Below are 18,797 nucleotides of genomic sequence, written 5' to 3'. Positions count from 1 at the left end.
ATGAGTTCAGAGATGAACCCGAATGTAGAAATCGGCGGCAGCGTGGTGGCCTATGCCCCGGCCTCCAGCGCCAACCTGAGCGTGGGTTTTGACGTCCTGGGGGCAGCGCTCGCCCCCGTGGATGGCTCCCTGCTGGGTGACCGCGTCCAGGTCAAATCGGCAGAGGTGCCTTTCGCTCTCTCTTCCGTGGGCCGTTACGCCCACAAGTTGCCGGACGACCCGAAAAAGAACATCCTCCACGACTGCTGGGTCGCCTATGGCGAGGCGCTGGAGAAGCGCGGCCTGACCCTCAAGCCGCTGGCGATGGTGCTGGAGAAGAACCTGCCGGTGGGCTCGGGCCTGGGATCGAGCGCCTGCAGCGTCGTGGCGGCGCTGGAAGGGCTCAACGCCTTCCACGGCGCCCCTCTCAATGAACACGACCTGCTGTTGTTGATGGGGGAGATGGAAGGGAAGATCTCCGGCTCCGTCCATTACGACAACGTGGCGCCCTGTTATCTGGGCGGCATGCAGCTGGTGCTGGAGGAGGGGGGCGTCATCAGCCAGGGCATCCCGGTGTTTGACGAGTGGTACTGGGTGGTCTGCTACCCGGGCACCGTGGTCTCCACCGCCGCCGCCCGCGCCATCCTGCCGGCCCAGTATCGCCGCCAGGACTGCCTCACCTATGGCCGCCGGCTTGCCGCCTTCGTGCATGCCAGCTACAGCCGCCAGGAAGGGCTGGCCGCCAGCGTCCTGAAAGACGTGATCGCCGAGCCTTATCGCGCGGCCCTGATTGAAGGCTTCAACGAGGTGCGGGCCCAGGGGGCCCAGAACGGGGCGCTCGCCACCGGCATCTCGGGGTCCGGTCCCACCGTGTTCGTGGTGATGAAGGATCTGGCCCAGGCCGAACGCATGAAAGAGTGGATGGAAGCGCACTTTGTGCGCAATGAAGATGGATTTGCCCGGGTCTGCAAACTGGACATGGCCGGGGCACGGGTAACAGGAAGCGAGCTATGAATCTTTACAACATCAAGGACAAGAGTGAACAGGTGAGCTTCGCCCAGGCGGTGCGTCAGGGTCTGGGCCGCGAGCAGGGGCTGTTCTTCCCAGAGACCCTGGAGCCGCTGGCCGACGTGGATGCCCTGCTGGATCTGCCGCTGGCCGAGCGCTCGGCCAGCATCCTGAGCCACCTGCTGGGTGACGAAGTACCGGCTGCCAAGGTGAGTGAGCTCATCGACGCCGCTTTCACCTTCCCGGCGCCCCTGGTGAAGCTGAAAGATGGCACCTATGCCCTCGAGCTGTTCCACGGCCCGACCCTGGCGTTCAAGGATTTCGGCGGCCGCTTCATGGCCCAGTGTCTGGCTGCGTTCAGAACCAATGACAAGATCACCATCCTCACCGCCACCTCCGGCGACACCGGCGCCGCCGTGGCCCACGCCTTCTACGGCCTGGAGGGGATTGAAGTGGTGATCCTCTACCCCAAGGGCAAGATAAGCCCCTTGCAGGAGGCGCTTTTCTGCACCCTCGGCGGCAACATCCGCACCCTCGCCATCGACGGTGACTTCGATGCCTGCCAGGCGCTGGTCAAGGATGCCTTCGACGATGAAGGGCTCAAGACCGCCATCGGCCTCAACTCCGCCAACTCCATCAACATCAGCCGCCTGCTGGCCCAGGTTTGCTACTACTTCGAAGCCGTGGCCCAGTTGCCGAAAGCCGATCGCGCCAAGGCGGTCATCAGCGTGCCGTCCGGCAACTTCGGCAACCTCACCGCGGGTCTCATCGCCAAGGCGCTGGGGCTGCCGGTGAAGCGCTTTATCGCCGCCACCAACGCCAACGACACCGTGCCGCGCTACCTGAAAACCGGCCAGTGGGAGCCGCACCAGACGGTCGCGACCCTGTCGAACGCCATGGACGTGAGCCGCCCCAACAACTGGCCGCGCGTGGAAGAGCTGTGCCGTCGCAACGGCTGGGCGCTGGAAACCTTGGGCTCAGGGATGCGTGATGATGCCCAGACCCGCGATGCGCTCAAACGCCTGCATCAGCTGGATTACCTGTGCGAGCCCCACGGGGCGATTGCCTGGGATCTGCTGAACGAGCAGCTTGGGCAAGACGAGGTCGGTGTATTCCTCTGCACCGCCCATCCGGCCAAGTTCAAGGAGTCGGTGGACGAGATCCTGAATCTGGATGTGCCGCTGCCGGGCCCGCTCGCCAAGCACGCCGCGCTGCCGCTCCTGTCCCAGGATCTGCCCGCAGACTTTGGCCGCCTCAAGGCCTTCCTGCTCGGTTAAGCCGTCATGAGACGCTGACGATCCCCCGCTTTTTCGCGAGAGCGGGGGATTTTTTATGTCCGGTATTGATGTCCGGTATAGGGCGGGTAGCCCGCCCTGATCCCCCTGAAACAAGGAGCACGGCATGAGCCCGCATCCCCTGCACACCCTGATCGAGACCTGTGACGCCGCCATCTCCCGGCGCGACTTCGACGCCCTGATGGCCTTCTATGCCGAGGACGCCGCCCTGGTGGTCAAACCCGACATGGTGGTGCGCGGCATTCCCGCCATCCGCCACGCCTTCACTGCCATCTCCGATTACTTTGACGGCCAGCTTGATGTGACCCAGGGGGCCATGGAGGTGATCGAGGGGGCCGACAACGCCCTGGTGATCATGGAGACCCGGCTCAATTACCCGGATGGCCAGGGGGGCCTGACAGATGAAACCCGCCGCGCCACCTATGTGTTTCGCAAGGAGGTGGATGGGCAGTGGCGCTGCACCATAGATAACTCTTACGGCACTACGCTGTTGGCTGCTGCTCTATGAGTCGGTCACCCTGTTACTGACCTCCTACGATCCCGAATTTGTGGAAGGGGTGGAGGTTGGGAGGGAATATATGTTGGGTGGGGGGGAATAGAAGCGGAAAATGAAAACGGGTGGTGCTTCTCAGTACCACCCGTTTTGTTTACTGAATTGGGGAGCCCACCTTTTTGCACCATTTGTCACAACGGGGATAACCGACCTGTACAGTCTGACTAAAAATTCAGTGCCCTGGGTTTTGTAAACGAGGCGTCAATATCTTAAGGTGGAATCCAAGTGACCATCATTAATGGTTAATGAATTAAATTTTTTGCGTGGGATAATTGTTTCTTATATTTCGGCTGAAAAAAGATCCAACTGAATCAGCATTCATTAGGGCTGTATATACATCTTCTGTGACACCATAGTATTGGTAAGTCCCTCCATGAAGAAATTCAACTTCAAGTGTTAGTGAATTATTTTCATAGCCTACTGATGCTAAGTTAGATGAGTTGACGGCTATTCTTTCCATTTTACTTATCCTCTTTTATCGGTTTATTTAAACGCCATGCTTCAATTAAGCTTGAGTAGTTTCTATTGTTTTTTTTGCTTTGTGCCCAGCACTTACTCACCTCAGGATCTTGACTGTCAGGATAAAAACCCTCTGGAGGTAATTTGAATTTGCAGCGTGCAGGTAATTTCGCGGCCTCACCAATAATGATTGCTTCTCCCGTTCTCAAAATAGGTAATGAATCAATTAGTGAACTTAGCCCATCTGACATCGCAGCTTTTACTTTTGAACGGTCACTAGCATTTGTTAATCTGAGGGCAAATAATGTTCCACATTGCGATAATATGGTATCATCTACTTCAGAAGGTCTTTGGCTAATTATCATTAAACCCACACCGAACTTCCTACCTTCTTTGGCAATTCGCTGAACCAAGTCCTTAGTTAATCCACTATTATTATTTGAGAGATATCGATGAGCTTCTTCAAGAACAAATAAAATGGGGTTTTTCTTAAATCCTGAATCTAAATTCCTACCCCAAAGAGAAGCTTCAAAAATAATGCTCATGATAGAGCCTAAAAGCATGTCTAGTTGATTTGAAGGCATCCCTGATAAATCTAAAATAGAAATTGGTTTTTCATGGTTTAACCATTCATCTAAAAGTGAGTCTAGATCTTTATGGATTTTACCATTTTCGTCTGGAGTATATCCTTCCGGAGATAAGAAAAATGAATACTGACTATCAAGCAATCGAGCCTTCATCATATTTAATTGTTTTGATAGTACATGATTCCCACTCTTAAATGGTGGGTTACTTGATGTTCCAGGAGGTATGAATTTAGGAGGGACTAATGTAGCTGTATCACCTTCAATACCATCTTTGAACGCTGGATTTATAAAACCTTTCTCTAAATAAGTTGCAGTATCATCAAAAGTAAATCTATACCATAGTTTTTTTAAGTTATAAGGGAGTGGAGTAAAAGATGTTATCTTGCTTTCATTGATGTATGTAATGTTATTTGGTTTAAGAGAGCTCTTTTTTTCCTCAGTGATATATTCGATCATTGCATTCTTACTTAGTTCATTAATGTTTCCACATAAAAAATCAATAAGCTTTTCGGTTGGAAGAGCCCAGTAAGGTATGCTTAATTTACTTTCTCCTTCTAAAGGATCAATTGAGAATACTTTTGCGATATCTTTAAGTGCAGCCGAATATTCCCCGTGCATATCTACTAGTAAAATTCTTGAAGAATTGTTCTCTCCATTATTTAACAGACTAATTGAACGTAGTAATCCAGCTACACTAGTTGATTTCCCTGACCCGGTAGAACCAACCACTGCTGAATGCCTTGTGACAAGTTTATCGATATCTAAATTAACATCTATACTTTCAGAGCTAGCTAGTTTACCAACGGTGATGAGGTTTTTGCTTCTAGAGCCATAAACTATTTTTAAGTCTGAATCCAAAACCATGTGGACTTCATCACCCACTGCTGGATATTGACTAATGCCTCTATCAAAGAAACCGCAAGAACTTTCACCAATTAGCTCAACGTTAATCATTCTGTTTTCTAGCGAGACATTTTCATCAATATCTATAGTGGAACTTTCATTACTTGAAGCTACTACGCCATATAAATCATTATAACCTTGAGGTATCCTTACAAAACTTCCAACTTGACCTACCTTATGTGTCCTTCCTTCGATCAATAATAATCCAGAGTTAACTTTTTGAGAAAGTCTAATTGAAATGGAAGAGCTAGATATAGATACTATAACCCCTATAGATGTTGAATTCAGCATTGTATTACTCATCAGTTTTATCCTCAGCTTTATCTTCATAGGCCATTGTAAACGCGGATACTTCCCCGCCAGCAATAGCTAAAAATCGCGCTAAGAATTTAAAATCGCCTAAGATAAATTCGTTGTTATTATTTAAATACTCCTTCCGGACTGATGCCCAGTTTTTACTGGGAAGTTCACCAGTTTTCCAAATTGCACTTATCGTATTTATAACTGCTCCATCCCTACAGTAAATGCTGAGATTAGGTGTTCTTTTAGCTAAATCTACGGCATAACACTCTTCGTTAATATTCTTATACTGAAATGCTATTACTGCGCTTGTAGGATTTGCTGAAAGGCATTCACTTATTTTTGATGAAATATGTGCATCTGCAAAAGAAAAACCTGTGGTTATAAGTAATGAATCAGGCTCCATTATAAAGTTTTTCAATCTTTCGAATAACGCAGAGAAGGGGGCGGCTTGGGTTTGAGAGTATTTAATGTGGGATGGGTAAACCATGCTGGATATTTCGCACTCAGGAACTCTTGTTACTTGTCCATTTGGGCGCATCATCCAACCAATTGAACCGTGTAATTTCCATAATCTTACCCACCTAGGGGGAAGATCATTTTTTGAAATGCTGGCAGGATCAAAAAAAGCGAATCTTGAGCCAGTAAAACCATCGAAAAATGGTGTCTGGGAGCGTTCTAATGCATCTTCACATAATAGATCATAGTTTGTTGTGAAAATCTCGACACCGTAACTGCGGTTTATGCCATTTATCCATGATATTAATTCACTGTAGGGATTTTGATTTTCAGGAAGTGGTTTGCTAACAACATCTTTTATTTTTGAACAAATTGCGAATTCCAATTCTTTAAATATATCAGAGTCACCTCCATGAACCTTGTGTTCACCTATAATATCCGCCAAGGTTCTTACGTCAGAAAGGATCTTTTCTAAATCTTTTTTGGTTGAACCTTCCTCAAGTTTTTCGAATATAGAAAGTAATTGTGGGGTAAGGGATTCCTTAACATGTTTTGTGAGTCCTTCAATATTAGGAATTAAAGGCTCATATTGCCCATTTTGGCCTACATTGATACTCACTGGAGCTCCTGCTCCTATAAGTATTCCTATTTTCTTTCTTCCATTAGTTACAAGTTGTCGGAAGTCAAACATATATGTGTCGGGGTTGTGTATAGATGCGATCATTTTTATCCCACTAAAATGTATTTTTAGAGAACTGGGAAGTATAACGCCCTTGCCAGCCTATTCTTTGTATGCTGCTCTTCGCAAGAGTTGCATCAAGTTACTTGTATTGATGTAGTTTACGGGCCATATCAACGCTACCGCCCCTGGATTACAGCTTCCAATGCGCTCCATCGACCAGCGGGCGGGGCCCGGATGGTGCTGTAGGCGCCGAATGGCCAGCATATCCTCAAGCCTCATACGCAAACCAGTCAAAAGTTGACGCAACCGCAAGGAAGCGCTGGATTTTTGCGCCAGCTCAACAATTGAAGCGAAGGCGCCGGGTGGCCGGAGCGTGGGCAAGGAGGGGGTTGTCGAGAAGGAAGGGGGCATTTTGTTGTCACGGGGAGGGGGGACTATAGTGCAGCGAGGCGAGGGTGCCTCGTTTGGCCCGCGTGAGTGGGGGCCAACCACAATGGATAGAACGAAGGGAGTTGGTCATATGAAGCGGATCCTGATGGTATTGAGTCTGTGTGTGACGGTAATGGGCATGGGAATGGGGGTAGCCCAGGGCGCAACCTCTGGCGCGCAGCAAGAGTGCGAAGCCCAGGCGGCGGTGAAGAAGCTGGCGGGGGCCGCCAAGACCAGCTTTGTGGGCAAGTGCGTCAAGGATGCCTCCGCCAGTGCCAAGGCAAGCCAGTGTGAGAAAGCGGCCACCGACAAGAAGTTGGCCGGTGCGGCCAAGAACAGCTTCGTGCAAAAGTGCCTGAAGACGGACGGGGCCGCCGACAAGGCGACCCAGTGCGAGAAGGCGGCGGCGGACAAGAAGCTCGCCGGGGCTGCCAAGAACAGCTTTATCCAGAAGTGCGTGAAAACCGCCTGAGCCGGTTGAGGCTCTGACACCAACGCCGGTTGAGGCAGTGATGAGAAAGGGGCCCTGGGGCCCCTTTCTCTGTTGTGATGGGTGGTGGGGGTAGCCCTCGCCGCCAGTGTGCCCGGCCATAAGCTGTGGGCGGGGAGCTGACTTGATCCCTGCCTGGTCATCACTCTCCCTGGGTTGGCTGGGTATGTTCGGGGGCGCTGCTCAGCAGATCCTGCCCCTCGTCCTGGCTCAGCACCAGATAGCGCTCGTACTGGCGCAAGACGTCGGCACTCAGCTCGTCCCGGGTCAGGTACTGGATGTCGTAACCGGCGCGGCCATCGGCAAAATAGGTGATGGGCTCGAAGATGCGGGCCTCGGGATCGTGGTTGTGGGCCGCCTCCAGGGGGTTGAAGGCGGGGGCGGGGCGGGCCTCGATGCGCACCCCGTAGCAGAAGTCCCGGCGACCCTGCTGGGGCACCAGCAGATGGCACTGATCCGGCCCATCCTCTTCGACCCGGCTGGTGATGCCCCGGGCAGCGAACTCCTGACTCAGGGCCGTCAGGGCGGGCAGGGCGACCTTGTCCACAAAGGCGCGGGCTTCCTGCTCGGTGGAGGGGCGCAGCAGGTGATCCATCCGGGTGCGCCACTGCTTGCCGTTCCAGAAGTCAGTGGCGGGGGAGAGGCGCCTGGCCGAGTGCTCCTTGTCCGCGACAAGGCCGCGGCAGAGTCCGAGGCAGAGCAGCACCATGATGAAGGCAAACGGCAGGGCGGCGATGAGGGTCATGGACTGGAGTGCCGCCAGTCCCCCTGTGCTCATCAGGGTACCCGCGGTGACCCCGAGCAGCAGAGCCCAGAACAGGCGCTGCCAGACCGGTGAGCCCTCCTTGCCCTGGGTGGCGATGTTGTCGATGACGAAGGCTCCCGAGTCGGCGGAGGTGACGAAGAAGACGCTGATGAGGATCACCGCGAGGGCCGAGGTGATGTCCGCTCCCGGCAAGAGGTCAAAGAAGTTGAACAGCAGGGTATCGATGTTGCCGACCGAGTCGATGAGGCTTGTGCCCCCCTCATGCTGGCTGGCCCAGATGGCGGCGTTGCCGAACACCGTCATCCAGAGCAGGTTGAAGGCGGTGGGCACGAACAGGACGCCGAGGATGAATTCGCGCAGGGTGCGTCCGCGGGAGATGCGGGCGATGAAGAGGCCGACGAAGGGGGACCAGGAGATCCACCAGGCCCAGTAGAGCAGGGTCCAGTTGCCGAACCAGCCCGCCTGGCGGGTCTCGCTGTAGGTGAAGGTGCGGAAGGTGAGCTGGCTTAAAGAGGAGACATAGTTGCCAATGTTCTCCGAGAGGGCTCCCAGCAGGTACTGGGTGGGGCCGGCTACCAGCACGAACAGCAGGAGCACGATGGCGAGAAAGAGGTTGAGCTCGGAGAGGCGCTTCACCCCCTTGTCGAGACCGGTGACCGCCGAGATGCCGGCGAGGGTGATGACGACCCCGATGAGGCCGAAGCGAAACAGCTCCCCCGAGGTGTCCATGCCGGTGAGGCGGGTGATCCCCGCCGAGAGTTGCATCACGCCATAGCCCAGGGTGGTGGCGATGCCGAAGATGGTGCCCACCAGGGCGAAGACGTCCACCGCGTGGCCGAGCGGCCCGTGGATCTTCTCCTTGAAGATGGGATAGAGGCCGGAGCGGATGGTCAGGGGCAGGTTGTAGCGAAAGCCGAAGTAGGCCAGCACCAGGCCGACGATGGCGTAGACGGCCCAGGCGTGAAAGCCCCAGTGGAAGAAGGTGGTGACCATGGCCTCGCGGGCGGCCACCTGGGTCAGGGGCGTCGCCTGGGGCGGGGAGACGAAGTGACTCATGGGCTCGCCCACCCCGAAATACATGAGCCCTATCCCCATGCCGGCGGCGAACAGCATGGCGAGCCAGGAGGTGAAGCTGAACTCCGGGCGGGCATCGTCCGGCCCGAGGCGAATGTTGCCAAAGTGGCTGAAGGCGATCACCAGCAGCAGGATCAGGAACATGCCGACCACCAGCACATAGAACCAGCTGAAGTGCTGGGCTATCCAGCTCTGGCCGCTGCCAAAGAAGCGGGCGGCGGCCTCCGGGGCCAGGGAGCAGATGGCCAGCAGCGCCAGGATGAAGAGCAGACCCGGGATGAAGATGGGCAGCGACAGGGTGCATCTGGTGGGACGGGGAGCGTTCATGGGACACCTTTGGGTGGAAGGACTCAAGACACTATAGGCCCCTCGGGTGCAAAGCAGACAAGGGGTGGACGGCGAGTGACGGGGTCAACGGCCATGAGCACAGTGGGGGAGGCACTCGTCGGTCTGTTTTTTTATCGTATTTTATGCCTTTAAATCAGATGGTTACCGCTTTCTTGTTTGTTAATAGCGAGTTGATGCCGTTTTTTGGGAAATCTTTTCCCCCCTCGTCCGGTTCTATTGAACGTAGCCGGATGAGATGCGCCGGAGACATCACTCTCGACAACAAGGAATAGAGACATGAACGTGAAAAAAAGTACTGCCATCGCCTCTGCCATGACGGGTCTGCTGGCCCTGGGTGCCCAGTTCATCGCCGCGCCGGCCATGGCTGCGGATGACAAGGAGAAGTGCTACGGCGTGGTCAAGGCGGGCAAGAACGATTGCGCCACCAAGGGCGGATCCTGCGCCGGCACCGCCAAGATGGATGCCCAGGGGGATGCCTTCGTGGTGGTGCCCAAGGGGCTGTGCGAGAAGCTCGCTGGCGGGTCCCTGCAACCCAAGTAAGCCGCATGCCATGGTGTGGCGCCCGCCACATCATGGCCCTATCTATTGAGAGCCCAGCCATGAACCCCTTGATCGGTATCGGTTTACGCCCCCCGCACTACGACGAGATCCGCCACACCCTGCCCCGAGTGGGCTGGCTTGAGGTACACAGCGAAAACTACTTCGAGCGCCACAACCAGGGCTTCGAGGTGCTGGCGGAGCTTGCGAGGCACTACCCCGTGAGCCTTCACGGAGTCGGCATGTCGCTGGGCTCCGCCGATCCGCTCGATGCCGGGCACTTGCGCCAACTGGCGGCCCTGGTGGCGGCCATCTCGCCGGTGCGGGTGTCGGAGCACCTGAGCTGGGGCAGCATCGGCGGGCGCTATTTCAACGATCTGCTGCCCATGCCCTACACCCGGGCCGCTCTTTTGCACATGAGCGACAAGATAGATCGGGTGCAGCAGACACTGGGCAGACAACTGCTTGTCGAGAATCCCTCCTCCTACCTGCAACTGGCGGGGGAGATGGGGGAGGCCGAGTTTCTGGCCGAGCTGGCTGGGCGTAGCGGCTGCGGCGTCCTGCTCGATCTCAACAACCTCCATGTGAGCGCGGTCAATCACGGCCTGGAGGTGGACGACTATCTGGCGACTATCGACCTCGACACGGTCGGCGAAATTCACCTGGCCGGTTTTACCGAGAAGCACCTGCCCCAGGGGCCCCTCTATATCGACACCCACAGCTCCCCCGTGGCCGAGCCCGTCTGGGCGCTCTACGAGCAGGTCTGCCAGCAGCGCGCCATCCCCACCCTGATTGAATGGGATCTGGCGATCCCCCCGCTGCCGGTGCTGCTGGGAGAGGTGCAGCGTGCCAGCGAGATCCTGAGCACGGCGCAGCAAACATCCAGGGAGGCCGCCCATGTCTGAGCTTGTTTCCCTGCAACGCGCTTTTGCGAGCGGGCTGCTCGGCCAGGATGATGCCATCCTCGGGCACATTCAGCCGGGACGCTTTGCCCCCGACGCCCTGTTGCAGATCTATCGCAACAACTTCATCCTCGGCCTCACCGAGGTGCTCGCCAGCAGCTACCCCGCGGTACGCGCCATGGTTGGCGAGACCTTCTTTGAGGCGGCGGCACGAGGGTTCGTGCTGGCGGCACCTCTGGAGGAGGGGAGCGTCATGGACTACGGGGAGGGCTTTGGCGACTGGTTGGTACGCTTGCCCACCACGGCCGCGTTGCCCTGGCTCGGGGAGCTGGCCCGCTTCGAGTGGGGGCTGGAGCGGGTTTCGCTGCTTGCGCCAGAGACGCGGCGCTGGCCCGCCGAGCGGCTTGCCGCCATGACCCCTGACCACTGGGAGCGGCTGGTGCTGCATCCTGCCTGCGATCTGCTGCTCCTGGAGAGCCCCCATCCGGTGCTGGCGCTCTGGCAGATGGCCCTGCACGGCGGTGAGACGGTCAGGGAGCTGGATGCTGTCTGCTCCCTGGCACTCAAGAAACGCCCCGGACACCGGGTCGACCCCATTCCCCTGGATGCCGCCGCCTGGCGTCTGCTGCAAGGCTGCCTGCAGGGCAGGCCGCTGGCCAGCCTGCTGGCTCAGGATCCCGCCATGGCCGAACACCTGGCCCCCCTCATCACCCTCGACCTGCTGGTCGATCTGGAGCTTGCACCATGACAACGCAAACCCTTGCCAGGCCCCTTGGCCCCCTAGTTGAACGCATCTTGCCCTGGTGCAGCGGTGGCCTGTTGCTGCTTGCCAGGCTCTGGGTCGCCACCATTTTTTTGCGATCCGGCTGGCTCAAGTTCACGGCCTGGGACAGCACCCTCTATCTGTTCGAGTTTGAATATCAGGTGCCCCTGCTGCCCTGGCTGTGGGCGGCCTATGCGGGCACGGCGACCGAGCTGTTGCTGCCCCTCTTCCTGCTGGCGGGCCTCTTCACCCGTCCGGTCGCCTTGCTGCTGTTTGGCTTCAACGCCATGGCGGTCATCTCCTACCCGGCCCTCTGGGCGGGGGGCTTTCACGATCACCAGTTGTGGGGCTGGATGCTGCTGACCCTGGCTGTGTGGGGGGCGGGCCCCCTGGGGCTCGACAGCTGGCGCCTTGCCCGTCGTTCGCCTCCGGCGTAAGGTGGCCGCACACGAGCCCTGCCTGACTGACGGGTGGGAAAGGAATGCAAAGGAGAAGAGATGAAGGTTCGCGAGGCCCTGGCGGCCGATATTCCCGCCCTGACGACACTGCGCATGGCGCTCTTTTGTGAGGTGGGGGAACTTGCCCGGCCCGATGAGGATCCGGTCCTCAGGGAGGCGACGCAGGCCTACTTCATTCAGGCGCAGGAAGAGGGCAGCGCCCGTAGCTGGGTGGTGGAAGAGGAGGGCGAGGTGGTGGCGTGCGCCACCCTGGCACTCTTCGTGCGCCCGCCCTACCCGGGCAATCTGGCGGGGCGGGAAGGGTACCTGCTCAACATCTACACCCGGCCGGCCTGGCGCAGACGGGGAATGGCGAACGCCCTGCTGGTGGTCATGGTGTCGTATGCCCGCGAGCAGCAACTGGGCAAGCTGTGGCTCCATGCCAGCAGTGATGGGCGCGCTATCTACGAACGGTTCGGCTTTGCCGCCAATCCCGCCTGCCTCGAGTGCGTACCTGCCCGTTAGCCTCCTTTTTTTCTGCACCGGGCTGATCCTCTTTCACAAGGGCTGCGTACTGGGAGCCCTTGGCGGCATCGCCGCTTTTCTATACACTGCGCGCCCCATTCGTTTCAGTCGTCCGACCACTTATGTCGGCGCTGGCGGTGCCGATACCCTCAACGGGTGAGGCGGTGGTGCCCATGGGGATGGTCAACGAGGAAGAAGTGTCATGTTCAATCAGAAGCTCAAAGCGCAGTTGCAGGCATGCCAGACCCGGCTCGACGAGGAGCAGGGCATCATAGAGGCGATCAAGGCGGGTGCCGCCACCGTCATCTTCAGCCCGGAGGGGATCATCCAGGAGGCGAGCACCCCTTTCCTGGCCCTGATGGGATATGGTGCCGCCGAACTGATTGGGCAGCCCCACAGCCAGCTCTGTCCGAGGGCCTGGGGGGAGTCCGGTGACTATCGCCAGTTCTGGCGCCGCCTGGCCCAGGGGGAGGTGCAGTCAGGCACCTTCGAGCGCGTGAACCGGCAGGGGGAGACGCGCTGGCTGGAGGCGACCTATTTCCCGGTGAAGCACCAGGGCCGGGTGACCCGGGTACTCAAGATTGCCAGCGACGTCACCGAACAGCACCAGCGGCTTGGGCGGCTCGAAGCGCTGACCGAGGCGTTGGACCGCTCCCGGGCCATGATCGAGTTCACCCCGAACGGCGACATCCTCCATGCCAATGCCAACTTCCTGAGCGTCATGGGTTACACCCTGAGTGAGATCGCGGGCAGGCACCACAGGATCTTCTGTGACGAAACCTTCCTGCGCGAGCAGCCCCGTTTCTGGGAAGAACTGGCCCGGGGCCAGTTCAAATCCGGCCTCTTCATGCGCCACAACAGCCGGGGGCAGGCCGTCTGGCTGGAGGCGACCTACAACCCCATCCGGGATGGCAGCGGCAAGGTGGTGCGGGTGGTGAAGTTCGCCAGCGACATCACCGCGCGCATCGAGCAGAACCACGCCACCCGGGAGGCGGCCCGCCTGGCCCACAGCACCGCCCAGGAGACCCTGCACAGCGCAGAGGAGGGGGCGGGCTTGCTGCGCGCCGTGGTGCAGACCTCTTCCCTCATCGCCTCCCAGGTGGATGAGGCCATCGCCCTCATCGGCCAGCTCAACGAGCAGTCCAGAAGCATCGAGGCCATCGTCTCGACCATCAGCGCCATCGCCGATCAGACCAATCTGCTGGCCCTGAACGCCGCCATCGAGGCGGCGCGGGCGGGTGAGCAGGGGCGCGGGTTTGCGGTGGTGGCGGACGAGGTGCGCCAGCTGGCCGCCCGCACGTCGCTCTCTACCGACGAGATCGCCAAGGTGGTGCAGAAGAACCGCGAGCTGACCGCCAGGGTGACCGACGACATGGCCGGGGTGGCGGGCAGCGCCGAACTCGGCAAGCAGCAGATCGCCGGCGTGGACAAGCTGATGAGCGAGATCCACCAGGAGGCGGACAGGGTCTCCCAGACGGTGTCGGCCCTCTCCATCTGAGGGGCTGACCGCAAGATTGCCAACAGAGTGAGCGATCGGACGGCCAGGCTGAACCCTGGCTGTATGAGGCCCCCCTTCGTCATTGTGCCGCCCGGCCCCCTTGTTTAGGCTGCCGCCTCCTTTTTATTGAGCAGGTAGACAACAATGGCAGTACGACAGAGAGGCAGGGCACTGGCCCTGCTGCTGGGAATGGGGGCGAGCCTGGGGCTCGGTGGTTGCATGGGTCAGATGGGCCTCTCCTCCATGGTGACCAAGGGCAACCTCAGCGTGGTGGACAATCGCTACGGCCGTGCCGGCGTCTTCGTGCTGCTCTCCCCCGTTTATGGCCTGGCGGCCACGGCGGATCTCTTCGTGTTCAACACCATCGAATTCTGGTCCGGCAAGAACCCCATCACCGGCAAGGCGCCCGCCCTGGTGGATCAGAAGAGCGATGCGATCATCAAGGTGAACCCGCACCTGGATCCCGCCCTCAACCAGGTGCCGCTGGCCCTGCTGCCCCAAGGGGTGCGCGAGGTGCAAGTGAGCTACCCGGACGAGCGCACCGCCCAGATGGAGATCCACTACATCGACGGTCAGCGCAGCCTGATGCGGGGAGAGATGCGCGGGGAGCGACTGGATCTCTATCTGGACGACAGACTGGTCTCGACCCTGAGCCGCGAGCAGCGCGATGCGGCGGCAAGTCGGGGAGCGGTGCAGGTATAATTTGTCGCGCCCCTGATCCTTTACTCCCAACAAATGCTATACATGCCTGCGGGCAAGTACGCCCCGATGTAGAGGGAGTGGGCTATGACGGTAAACGGGTTGCGTTTGGCAGAGCTGATTGGTTCTCTCAGCCATGCTCTGGACATGACGGAAGGGCAGCCGAGAGGCCATTGCATCCGCTGCTGCTGGATAGGCTCTCGTCTGGGGGAGCAACTGGGACTGGATGCCCGGCAGCGCCACGACCTCTACTACACCCTGTTGCTCAAGGATCTGGGGTGCAGCAGCAATGCCGCCCGCATCTGCGAGCTCTATCTCACCGACGATCTTCACTTCAAGCGCGACTTCAAGCTGGTGGATGGCTCCCTCTCCGAGGTGGTCAACTTCGTGCTGGGCCACACCGGCTTGCAGGCGGATCTGCTGGGCCGTTTTCGCAGCCTGTTCCACATCTTTCGCAACGGGGATCAGATAGCCAACGAGCTGATCCTGACCCGCTGCCACCGGGGGGCGGACATCGCCCGCCAGTTGCGTTTCAGCGACGAGGTGGCCCAGGGGATCCTCTCCCTGGATGAGCACTGGAGCGGCAAAGGGCGGCCGCAACAACTGGCGGGAGAGGCCATCCCGCTCTTCTCCCGCATCGCCCTGCTCTGTCAGGTGGTGGACGTGTTTCACGCCGCCGCCGGACCGGACGCGGCGATGAGGGAGCTGCGCGAGCGCAGCGGCAACTGGTTTGATCCCGCCCTGGTCAGGGCCTTCGAGGCGCTGGCCGACGACGCCTTCTGGCAAGGGCTGGCGGATCCCGCGTTGGCGGAGCGGGTCTTCGCCCACCCGGCGGGGCAGGGGGAGGTGGCGCTGGATGAGGATTATCTGGACGAGATAGCGGCGGCCTTCGGCCAGGTGGTGGACTCCAAGAGCCCCTATACCGCGGGGCACAGCGGCAGGGTGGCGCTCTATACCGACATCCTCGCCGCCCAGATGGGGCTGTCCGAGGCACGGCGACGCTGGCTCAAGCGGGGTGCCCTGCTCCACGACGTGGGCAAGCTCGGGGTGAGCAACGCCATTCTCGACAAGCCGGGCAAGCTTGACGAGCAGGAGTGGGCGGCGGTGCAGATGCATGCCGCCTACACCGAGGAGATCCTGAGCCGCATCGGCGCCTTCGAGGAGCTGGCCCAGGTGGCAGGCGCCCACCATGAGCGACTCGACGGCAAGGGCTACCCCAAGGGGCTCAAGGGGGAGGCGATCACCCTAGAGACGCGCATTATCACCACCGCCGACATTTTCGATGCCATCACCGCCAAGCGCCCCTATCGGGATGCCATCCCGGTGCCGCGGGCCCTGGAGATGATGGCGGAAAACCTGGGCACGGCCATCGACCCCGACTGCTTTGCCGCCCTGAAGGCGGGGATAGAGGACTTCTCCCTCTACCTCACTCCGGAGCAGCCCCTGGCTCGTGCAAGTTAAGGCGCGAGCCCGAGACAAGCAAGCCCCGCATCGGCGGGGCTTTTTTGTGGGCGGTTGCAGGCGGCGCGATCAGGGGCGGGCCGAGGGCTTGGCATAGGGTTGCAGCACCAGCCCCAGCAGGCGATGGAGGTGGGCGAGCTGCTCGATGAGATGGAGATTGAGCCAGAGGTAGCCGCCAAGGGTGGGGTCGTGTCCCTGGCCTGGCGCCTGGCTTGCGTCCCCATCGAGCCGGGCGGCGGCCTCTTGCAGGCGGCCGATGGCCTGGTCGGCCGCCGTGGTATCACCGCTCTTGAGCATGAGGGCGAGTTCGGTGAGCACTGACTCCGTCGCCTGCTGGCAGGCGCGAAGCCCCGGGTGGCTCTGCATCAGGAAGTGGCTCTGGCGATCCCGCCAGTAGGTGTTGGCCAGCATCTCCAGGGTGCAGACGCTGTTGCGAAGGGTGGTCTGGGTCGCCTCGAACAGCGGGCTGCCAAGGCGGGTCTCCTTGACCGCCGGGGCCAGCAGGGGGCGCAGGCTGACTATTTTGGCGAGCAGGCGGGCATGGCTTCGGGTGAGCTTGGGGCGCTCCAGCACGTTGGGGGAGAGGTGGGTGTGGTAGAGCCGCCCGGCCTGCTGCAGGGTGTCGTGCATCTGCAGACGCCAGTGGGTATAGGCCCGCTGGGGGTAGATGCTGCAAAACAGCAGTGCCAGCACCGATCCCAGGATGACGTCGCCACTGCGCCAGAGCGCGGTCTCGATGTCCCCGGGCACCCCGCCGACGATGACCCCCAGGGTGATGCCGATGAGCAGCCCCACATAGGGGCGCTTGCCGAGCGCCAGGTAGCCGCACAGGAACATGATGGCGCAGCACCAGGCCAGCATCAGAGGCAGGGAGTAGAGCTCCAGATAGAGGGCCACCACCCCGCAGGCGGCGCCAAAGACGGTGCCCACCACCCGTTGCAGGGCGCGCGACAGCACGTTGCCCCAGAACGAGATGGGGCCCATCACCACCACCAGGGTGATGAGGGGCCAGGTGCTCTCCGGCAGCTTGAGCTCCCGGGTCAGCAGGAAGGTGAGGGTGAAGGCCAGGGCGATGCGCAGGCCGTGGACCAGGCGGTAGCGGCCATAGATGAGCAGATCGAAGCGGGAGAGCGGGGCATTGAGGCGCAAGGGCGTTCTCTTATCTCGGGTCAGGGTTGTGAGGATAGCAAGGGGGACGGCATTCGCCTTGACCTGCGTCGTTTCTCCGGTTCATGGGGGCGCACCTGTCGGCAGGCGCACCATGACCCGCTCGCCGGGGGGAAGGGCCGCGCTACCCGGCGCCCGTTCGATGCGGCAGTTGGCACTGTCGTGGCCCCCATCCACCGGGCGCACCAGCAGGGTGCCCGCCTCGTCCTGACTGAGCAAGCCGGGCACAACGCCCTGCTCTGCCGATGGGGGCAGGGCCGCCAGCAGCCGGGCGCAGAGGCGAAGGGGCGGCGGGGACTGACGGGGGGCGTGCGGGGGCAAGCGGGCGCAGATGAAGTCGGCGATGGCCTCCAGATCCTCGAAGGGGAATCGGGGCAGGGTCGTGGCCTGGGGAGCGTCGCTCACGAGGGCGACGATGTCAGGATCATCGGGGAAGAGCAGGGGCCGGCCGATGGCGGCGCGATACAGCTCCACCTTGGGAAAGCGCCTGTGCTTGAACCCCTCGACCAACAGCAGATCCAGGGCGCTCCCATCGAAGCGGGCCAGCAGCGCCTCGAAGGGGGGTTCCCCCTCCGGGGTCTCCCGGATCAGGGCGTGGCGCCGGTCGGAGGCCGCCATCACCTGGGTGGCGCCCGCCTGGCGCAGGCGGTGGCTGTCCTTGCCGGGCTGGTCCATGTCAAAGGCGTGGTGGGTGTGCTTGAGCACCCCGAGGCGCAGACCGCGCGCCACCAGGCGCGGGATGAGGCGCTCCAGCAGGGTGGTCTTGCCGGTGCCGCTCCAGGCGACGAAGCCGAGCAGGGGCAGGGGGCTCATGGCGCGCCCCCTGCCCGCAGCCTCGCCTCCCAGGCGGCGAGTTCGGCCGGGCTGTTGAGGTTGACGAAGGCGTCGGGCAGATCGGCAAAGGGCACCACCGCCATCCGGTGGCGGGCAAACCAGGCCCCGGTCTTGCGCTCCCCGTCCGCCAGCGCCTGTTGCAGGGAGGGGCGCAGGGTGCGATGCAGCAGGGCGACCACGGGCTGGAGGTGCTCCCCGTCGTGGGCCACCACCAGATCGGTGTCCGGGGTGATGGCGGCGCGAAAGCGGGTCATCAGATCAAGGGGCAGGGCGGGGCCGTCACAGGGGACGAACAGCACCCAGTCGTGACGGGCCGCCGTCAGCCCCGCCAGCATGCCGGCCAGCGGCCCCTGGAAGTCGGCCTGCGCATCTCCGATGACGGGGGCAAGCTGCCGGTAGCGAGCCTGGCTGCGGTTGGCGTTGATCAGCACCTCGTCCACCTGGGGGCGCAGGCGGGTCAGCACGTGTTCGATCAGGGGAGTGCCCGCGAGGGGCACCCAGCCCTTGTCATCGCCCCCCATGCGGGTGGCGCGACCGCCCGCGAGGATGACGCCGCTGACGAGAAAAGCGGGGGAAGAGGAAGGGGTCATGGTGCTCCGTTGCTCGCAAAGGGATGCCCACAGGGGCGTGTCGGGATCTTGC

At 60.1% G+C, this 18,797-nt stretch carries 18 protein-coding genes and 1 pseudogene; 12 read left to right on the top strand and 7 right to left on the bottom strand.

Features of this window, described 5'->3' with window-relative positions; genetic code table 11:
- From thrB to AB5Y93_RS17755, 3 genes are all read left to right on the top strand, one after another.
- Positions 1-993, top strand: a complete 993-nt coding sequence (gene thrB, locus AB5Y93_RS17765; protein ID WP_319899313.1) for a homoserine kinase — start codon at positions 1-3, stop codon at positions 991-993.
- Positions 990-2,264, top strand: coding sequence for a threonine synthase (thrC, locus tag AB5Y93_RS17760; RefSeq protein WP_368229971.1), 1,275 nt, complete (start codon positions 990-992; stop codon positions 2,262-2,264). Before thrB ends, thrC begins: the two co-directional genes overlap by 4 nt.
- A gap of 124 nt (positions 2,265-2,388) precedes the next feature.
- The gene (locus AB5Y93_RS17755; protein ID WP_368229970.1) at positions 2,389-2,790 is read left to right on the top strand and encodes a nuclear transport factor 2 family protein; all 402 of its coding nucleotides are present in this window, start codon (positions 2,389-2,391) and stop codon (positions 2,788-2,790) included.
- A 295-nt stretch (positions 2,791-3,085) separates the two neighbouring features.
- On the opposite strand, the gene AB5Y93_RS17750 is transcribed toward AB5Y93_RS17755, so the two are convergent.
- From AB5Y93_RS17750 to AB5Y93_RS17740, 3 genes are read right to left on the bottom strand one after another with little or no spacing between them, the layout of a single operon-like run.
- Complete coding sequence (locus AB5Y93_RS17750; RefSeq protein WP_368229969.1) at positions 3,086-3,295, bottom strand: KTSC domain-containing protein; 210 nt, start codon at positions 3,293-3,295, stop codon at positions 3,086-3,088.
- Position 3,296: 1 nt separating this feature from the next.
- Entirely contained in the window at positions 3,297-5,087 is a 1,791-nt protein-coding gene (locus tag AB5Y93_RS17745) for an ATP-binding protein (RefSeq protein ID WP_368229968.1), read from the bottom strand.
- Complete coding sequence (locus AB5Y93_RS17740) at positions 5,080-6,267, bottom strand: SIR2 family protein (protein ID WP_368229967.1); 1,188 nt, start codon at positions 6,265-6,267, stop codon at positions 5,080-5,082. Before AB5Y93_RS17740 ends, AB5Y93_RS17745 begins: the two co-directional genes overlap by 8 nt.
- A gap of 478 nt (positions 6,268-6,745) precedes the next feature.
- On the opposite strand from AB5Y93_RS17740, the gene AB5Y93_RS17735 reads away from it, so the two are divergent.
- On the top strand, positions 6,746-7,126 hold the full coding sequence (locus AB5Y93_RS17735) for a hypothetical protein (protein ID WP_368229966.1): 381 nt from the start codon (positions 6,746-6,748) through the stop codon (positions 7,124-7,126).
- Positions 7,127-7,286: 160 nt separating this feature from the next.
- Here AB5Y93_RS17735 and AB5Y93_RS17730 read toward each other — a convergent pair whose 3' ends face one another.
- Positions 7,287-9,311, bottom strand: a complete 2,025-nt coding sequence (locus AB5Y93_RS17730; RefSeq protein WP_368229965.1) for a BCCT family transporter — start codon at positions 9,309-9,311, stop codon at positions 7,287-7,289.
- A gap of 297 nt (positions 9,312-9,608) precedes the next feature.
- Between AB5Y93_RS17730 and AB5Y93_RS17725 the strand changes: the two genes are divergently transcribed.
- From AB5Y93_RS17725 to AB5Y93_RS17690, 8 genes are all read left to right on the top strand, one after another.
- Positions 9,609-9,872, top strand: coding sequence for a DUF2282 domain-containing protein (locus AB5Y93_RS17725; protein WP_010673595.1), 264 nt, complete (start codon positions 9,609-9,611; stop codon positions 9,870-9,872).
- Between the two features lie 59 nt (positions 9,873-9,931).
- Positions 9,932-10,774, top strand: a complete 843-nt coding sequence (locus tag AB5Y93_RS17720; protein ID WP_368229964.1) for a DUF692 domain-containing protein — start codon at positions 9,932-9,934, stop codon at positions 10,772-10,774.
- Positions 10,767-11,519, top strand: coding sequence for a putative DNA-binding domain-containing protein (locus AB5Y93_RS17715; protein WP_368229963.1), 753 nt, complete (start codon positions 10,767-10,769; stop codon positions 11,517-11,519). Before AB5Y93_RS17720 ends, AB5Y93_RS17715 begins: the two co-directional genes overlap by 8 nt.
- The gene (locus AB5Y93_RS17710; RefSeq protein WP_368229962.1) at positions 11,516-11,971 is read left to right on the top strand and encodes a DoxX family protein; all 456 of its coding nucleotides are present in this window, start codon (positions 11,516-11,518) and stop codon (positions 11,969-11,971) included. Before AB5Y93_RS17715 ends, AB5Y93_RS17710 begins: the two co-directional genes overlap by 4 nt.
- 60 nt (positions 11,972-12,031) lie before the next feature.
- Positions 12,032-12,496, top strand: coding sequence for a GNAT family N-acetyltransferase (locus tag AB5Y93_RS17705; protein WP_368229961.1), 465 nt, complete (start codon positions 12,032-12,034; stop codon positions 12,494-12,496).
- 202 nt (positions 12,497-12,698) lie between these two features.
- On the top strand, positions 12,699-13,994 hold the full coding sequence (locus AB5Y93_RS17700; protein ID WP_368229960.1) for a methyl-accepting chemotaxis protein: 1,296 nt from the start codon (positions 12,699-12,701) through the stop codon (positions 13,992-13,994).
- A 144-nt stretch (positions 13,995-14,138) separates the two neighbouring features.
- Entirely contained in the window at positions 14,139-14,696 is a 558-nt protein-coding gene (locus tag AB5Y93_RS17695) for a DUF3332 domain-containing protein (protein WP_319884014.1), read from the top strand.
- A gap of 84 nt (positions 14,697-14,780) precedes the next feature.
- Positions 14,781-16,154: an HD-GYP domain-containing protein gene (locus AB5Y93_RS17690; RefSeq protein WP_045523958.1), complete on the top strand. Its 1,374-nt coding sequence runs from the start codon at positions 14,781-14,783 to the stop codon at positions 16,152-16,154.
- 69 nt (positions 16,155-16,223) lie between these two features.
- Here the strand turns inward: AB5Y93_RS17690 and AB5Y93_RS17685 are convergent, their stop codons facing one another.
- From AB5Y93_RS17685 to mobA, 3 genes and pseudogenes are all read right to left on the bottom strand, one after another.
- The gene (locus AB5Y93_RS17685) at positions 16,224-17,303 is read right to left on the bottom strand and encodes an FUSC family protein (protein ID WP_045523960.1); all 1,080 of its coding nucleotides are present in this window, start codon (positions 17,301-17,303) and stop codon (positions 16,224-16,226) included.
- A 345-nt stretch (positions 17,304-17,648) separates the two neighbouring features.
- Positions 17,649-18,134, bottom strand: a pseudogene (gene mobB, locus AB5Y93_RS17680) (molybdopterin-guanine dinucleotide biosynthesis protein B); the annotation flags it as partial.
- Entirely contained in the window at positions 18,131-18,745 is a 615-nt protein-coding gene (gene mobA, locus AB5Y93_RS17675; protein ID WP_368229959.1) for a molybdenum cofactor guanylyltransferase MobA, read from the bottom strand. The pseudogene mobB and the gene mobA, both read right to left, overlap by 4 nt.
- Between the last annotated feature and the right edge of the window lie 52 nt (positions 18,746-18,797).

This window comes from Aeromonas sp. R10-1, assembly GCF_040908465.1.
In the GTDB taxonomy this organism is placed as follows: Bacteria; Pseudomonadota; Gammaproteobacteria; order Enterobacterales; family Aeromonadaceae; genus Aeromonas; species Aeromonas caviae.
Note: the sequence above shows the minus strand (reverse complement) of the source record. Positions and strands in the feature narration are given on the sequence as shown.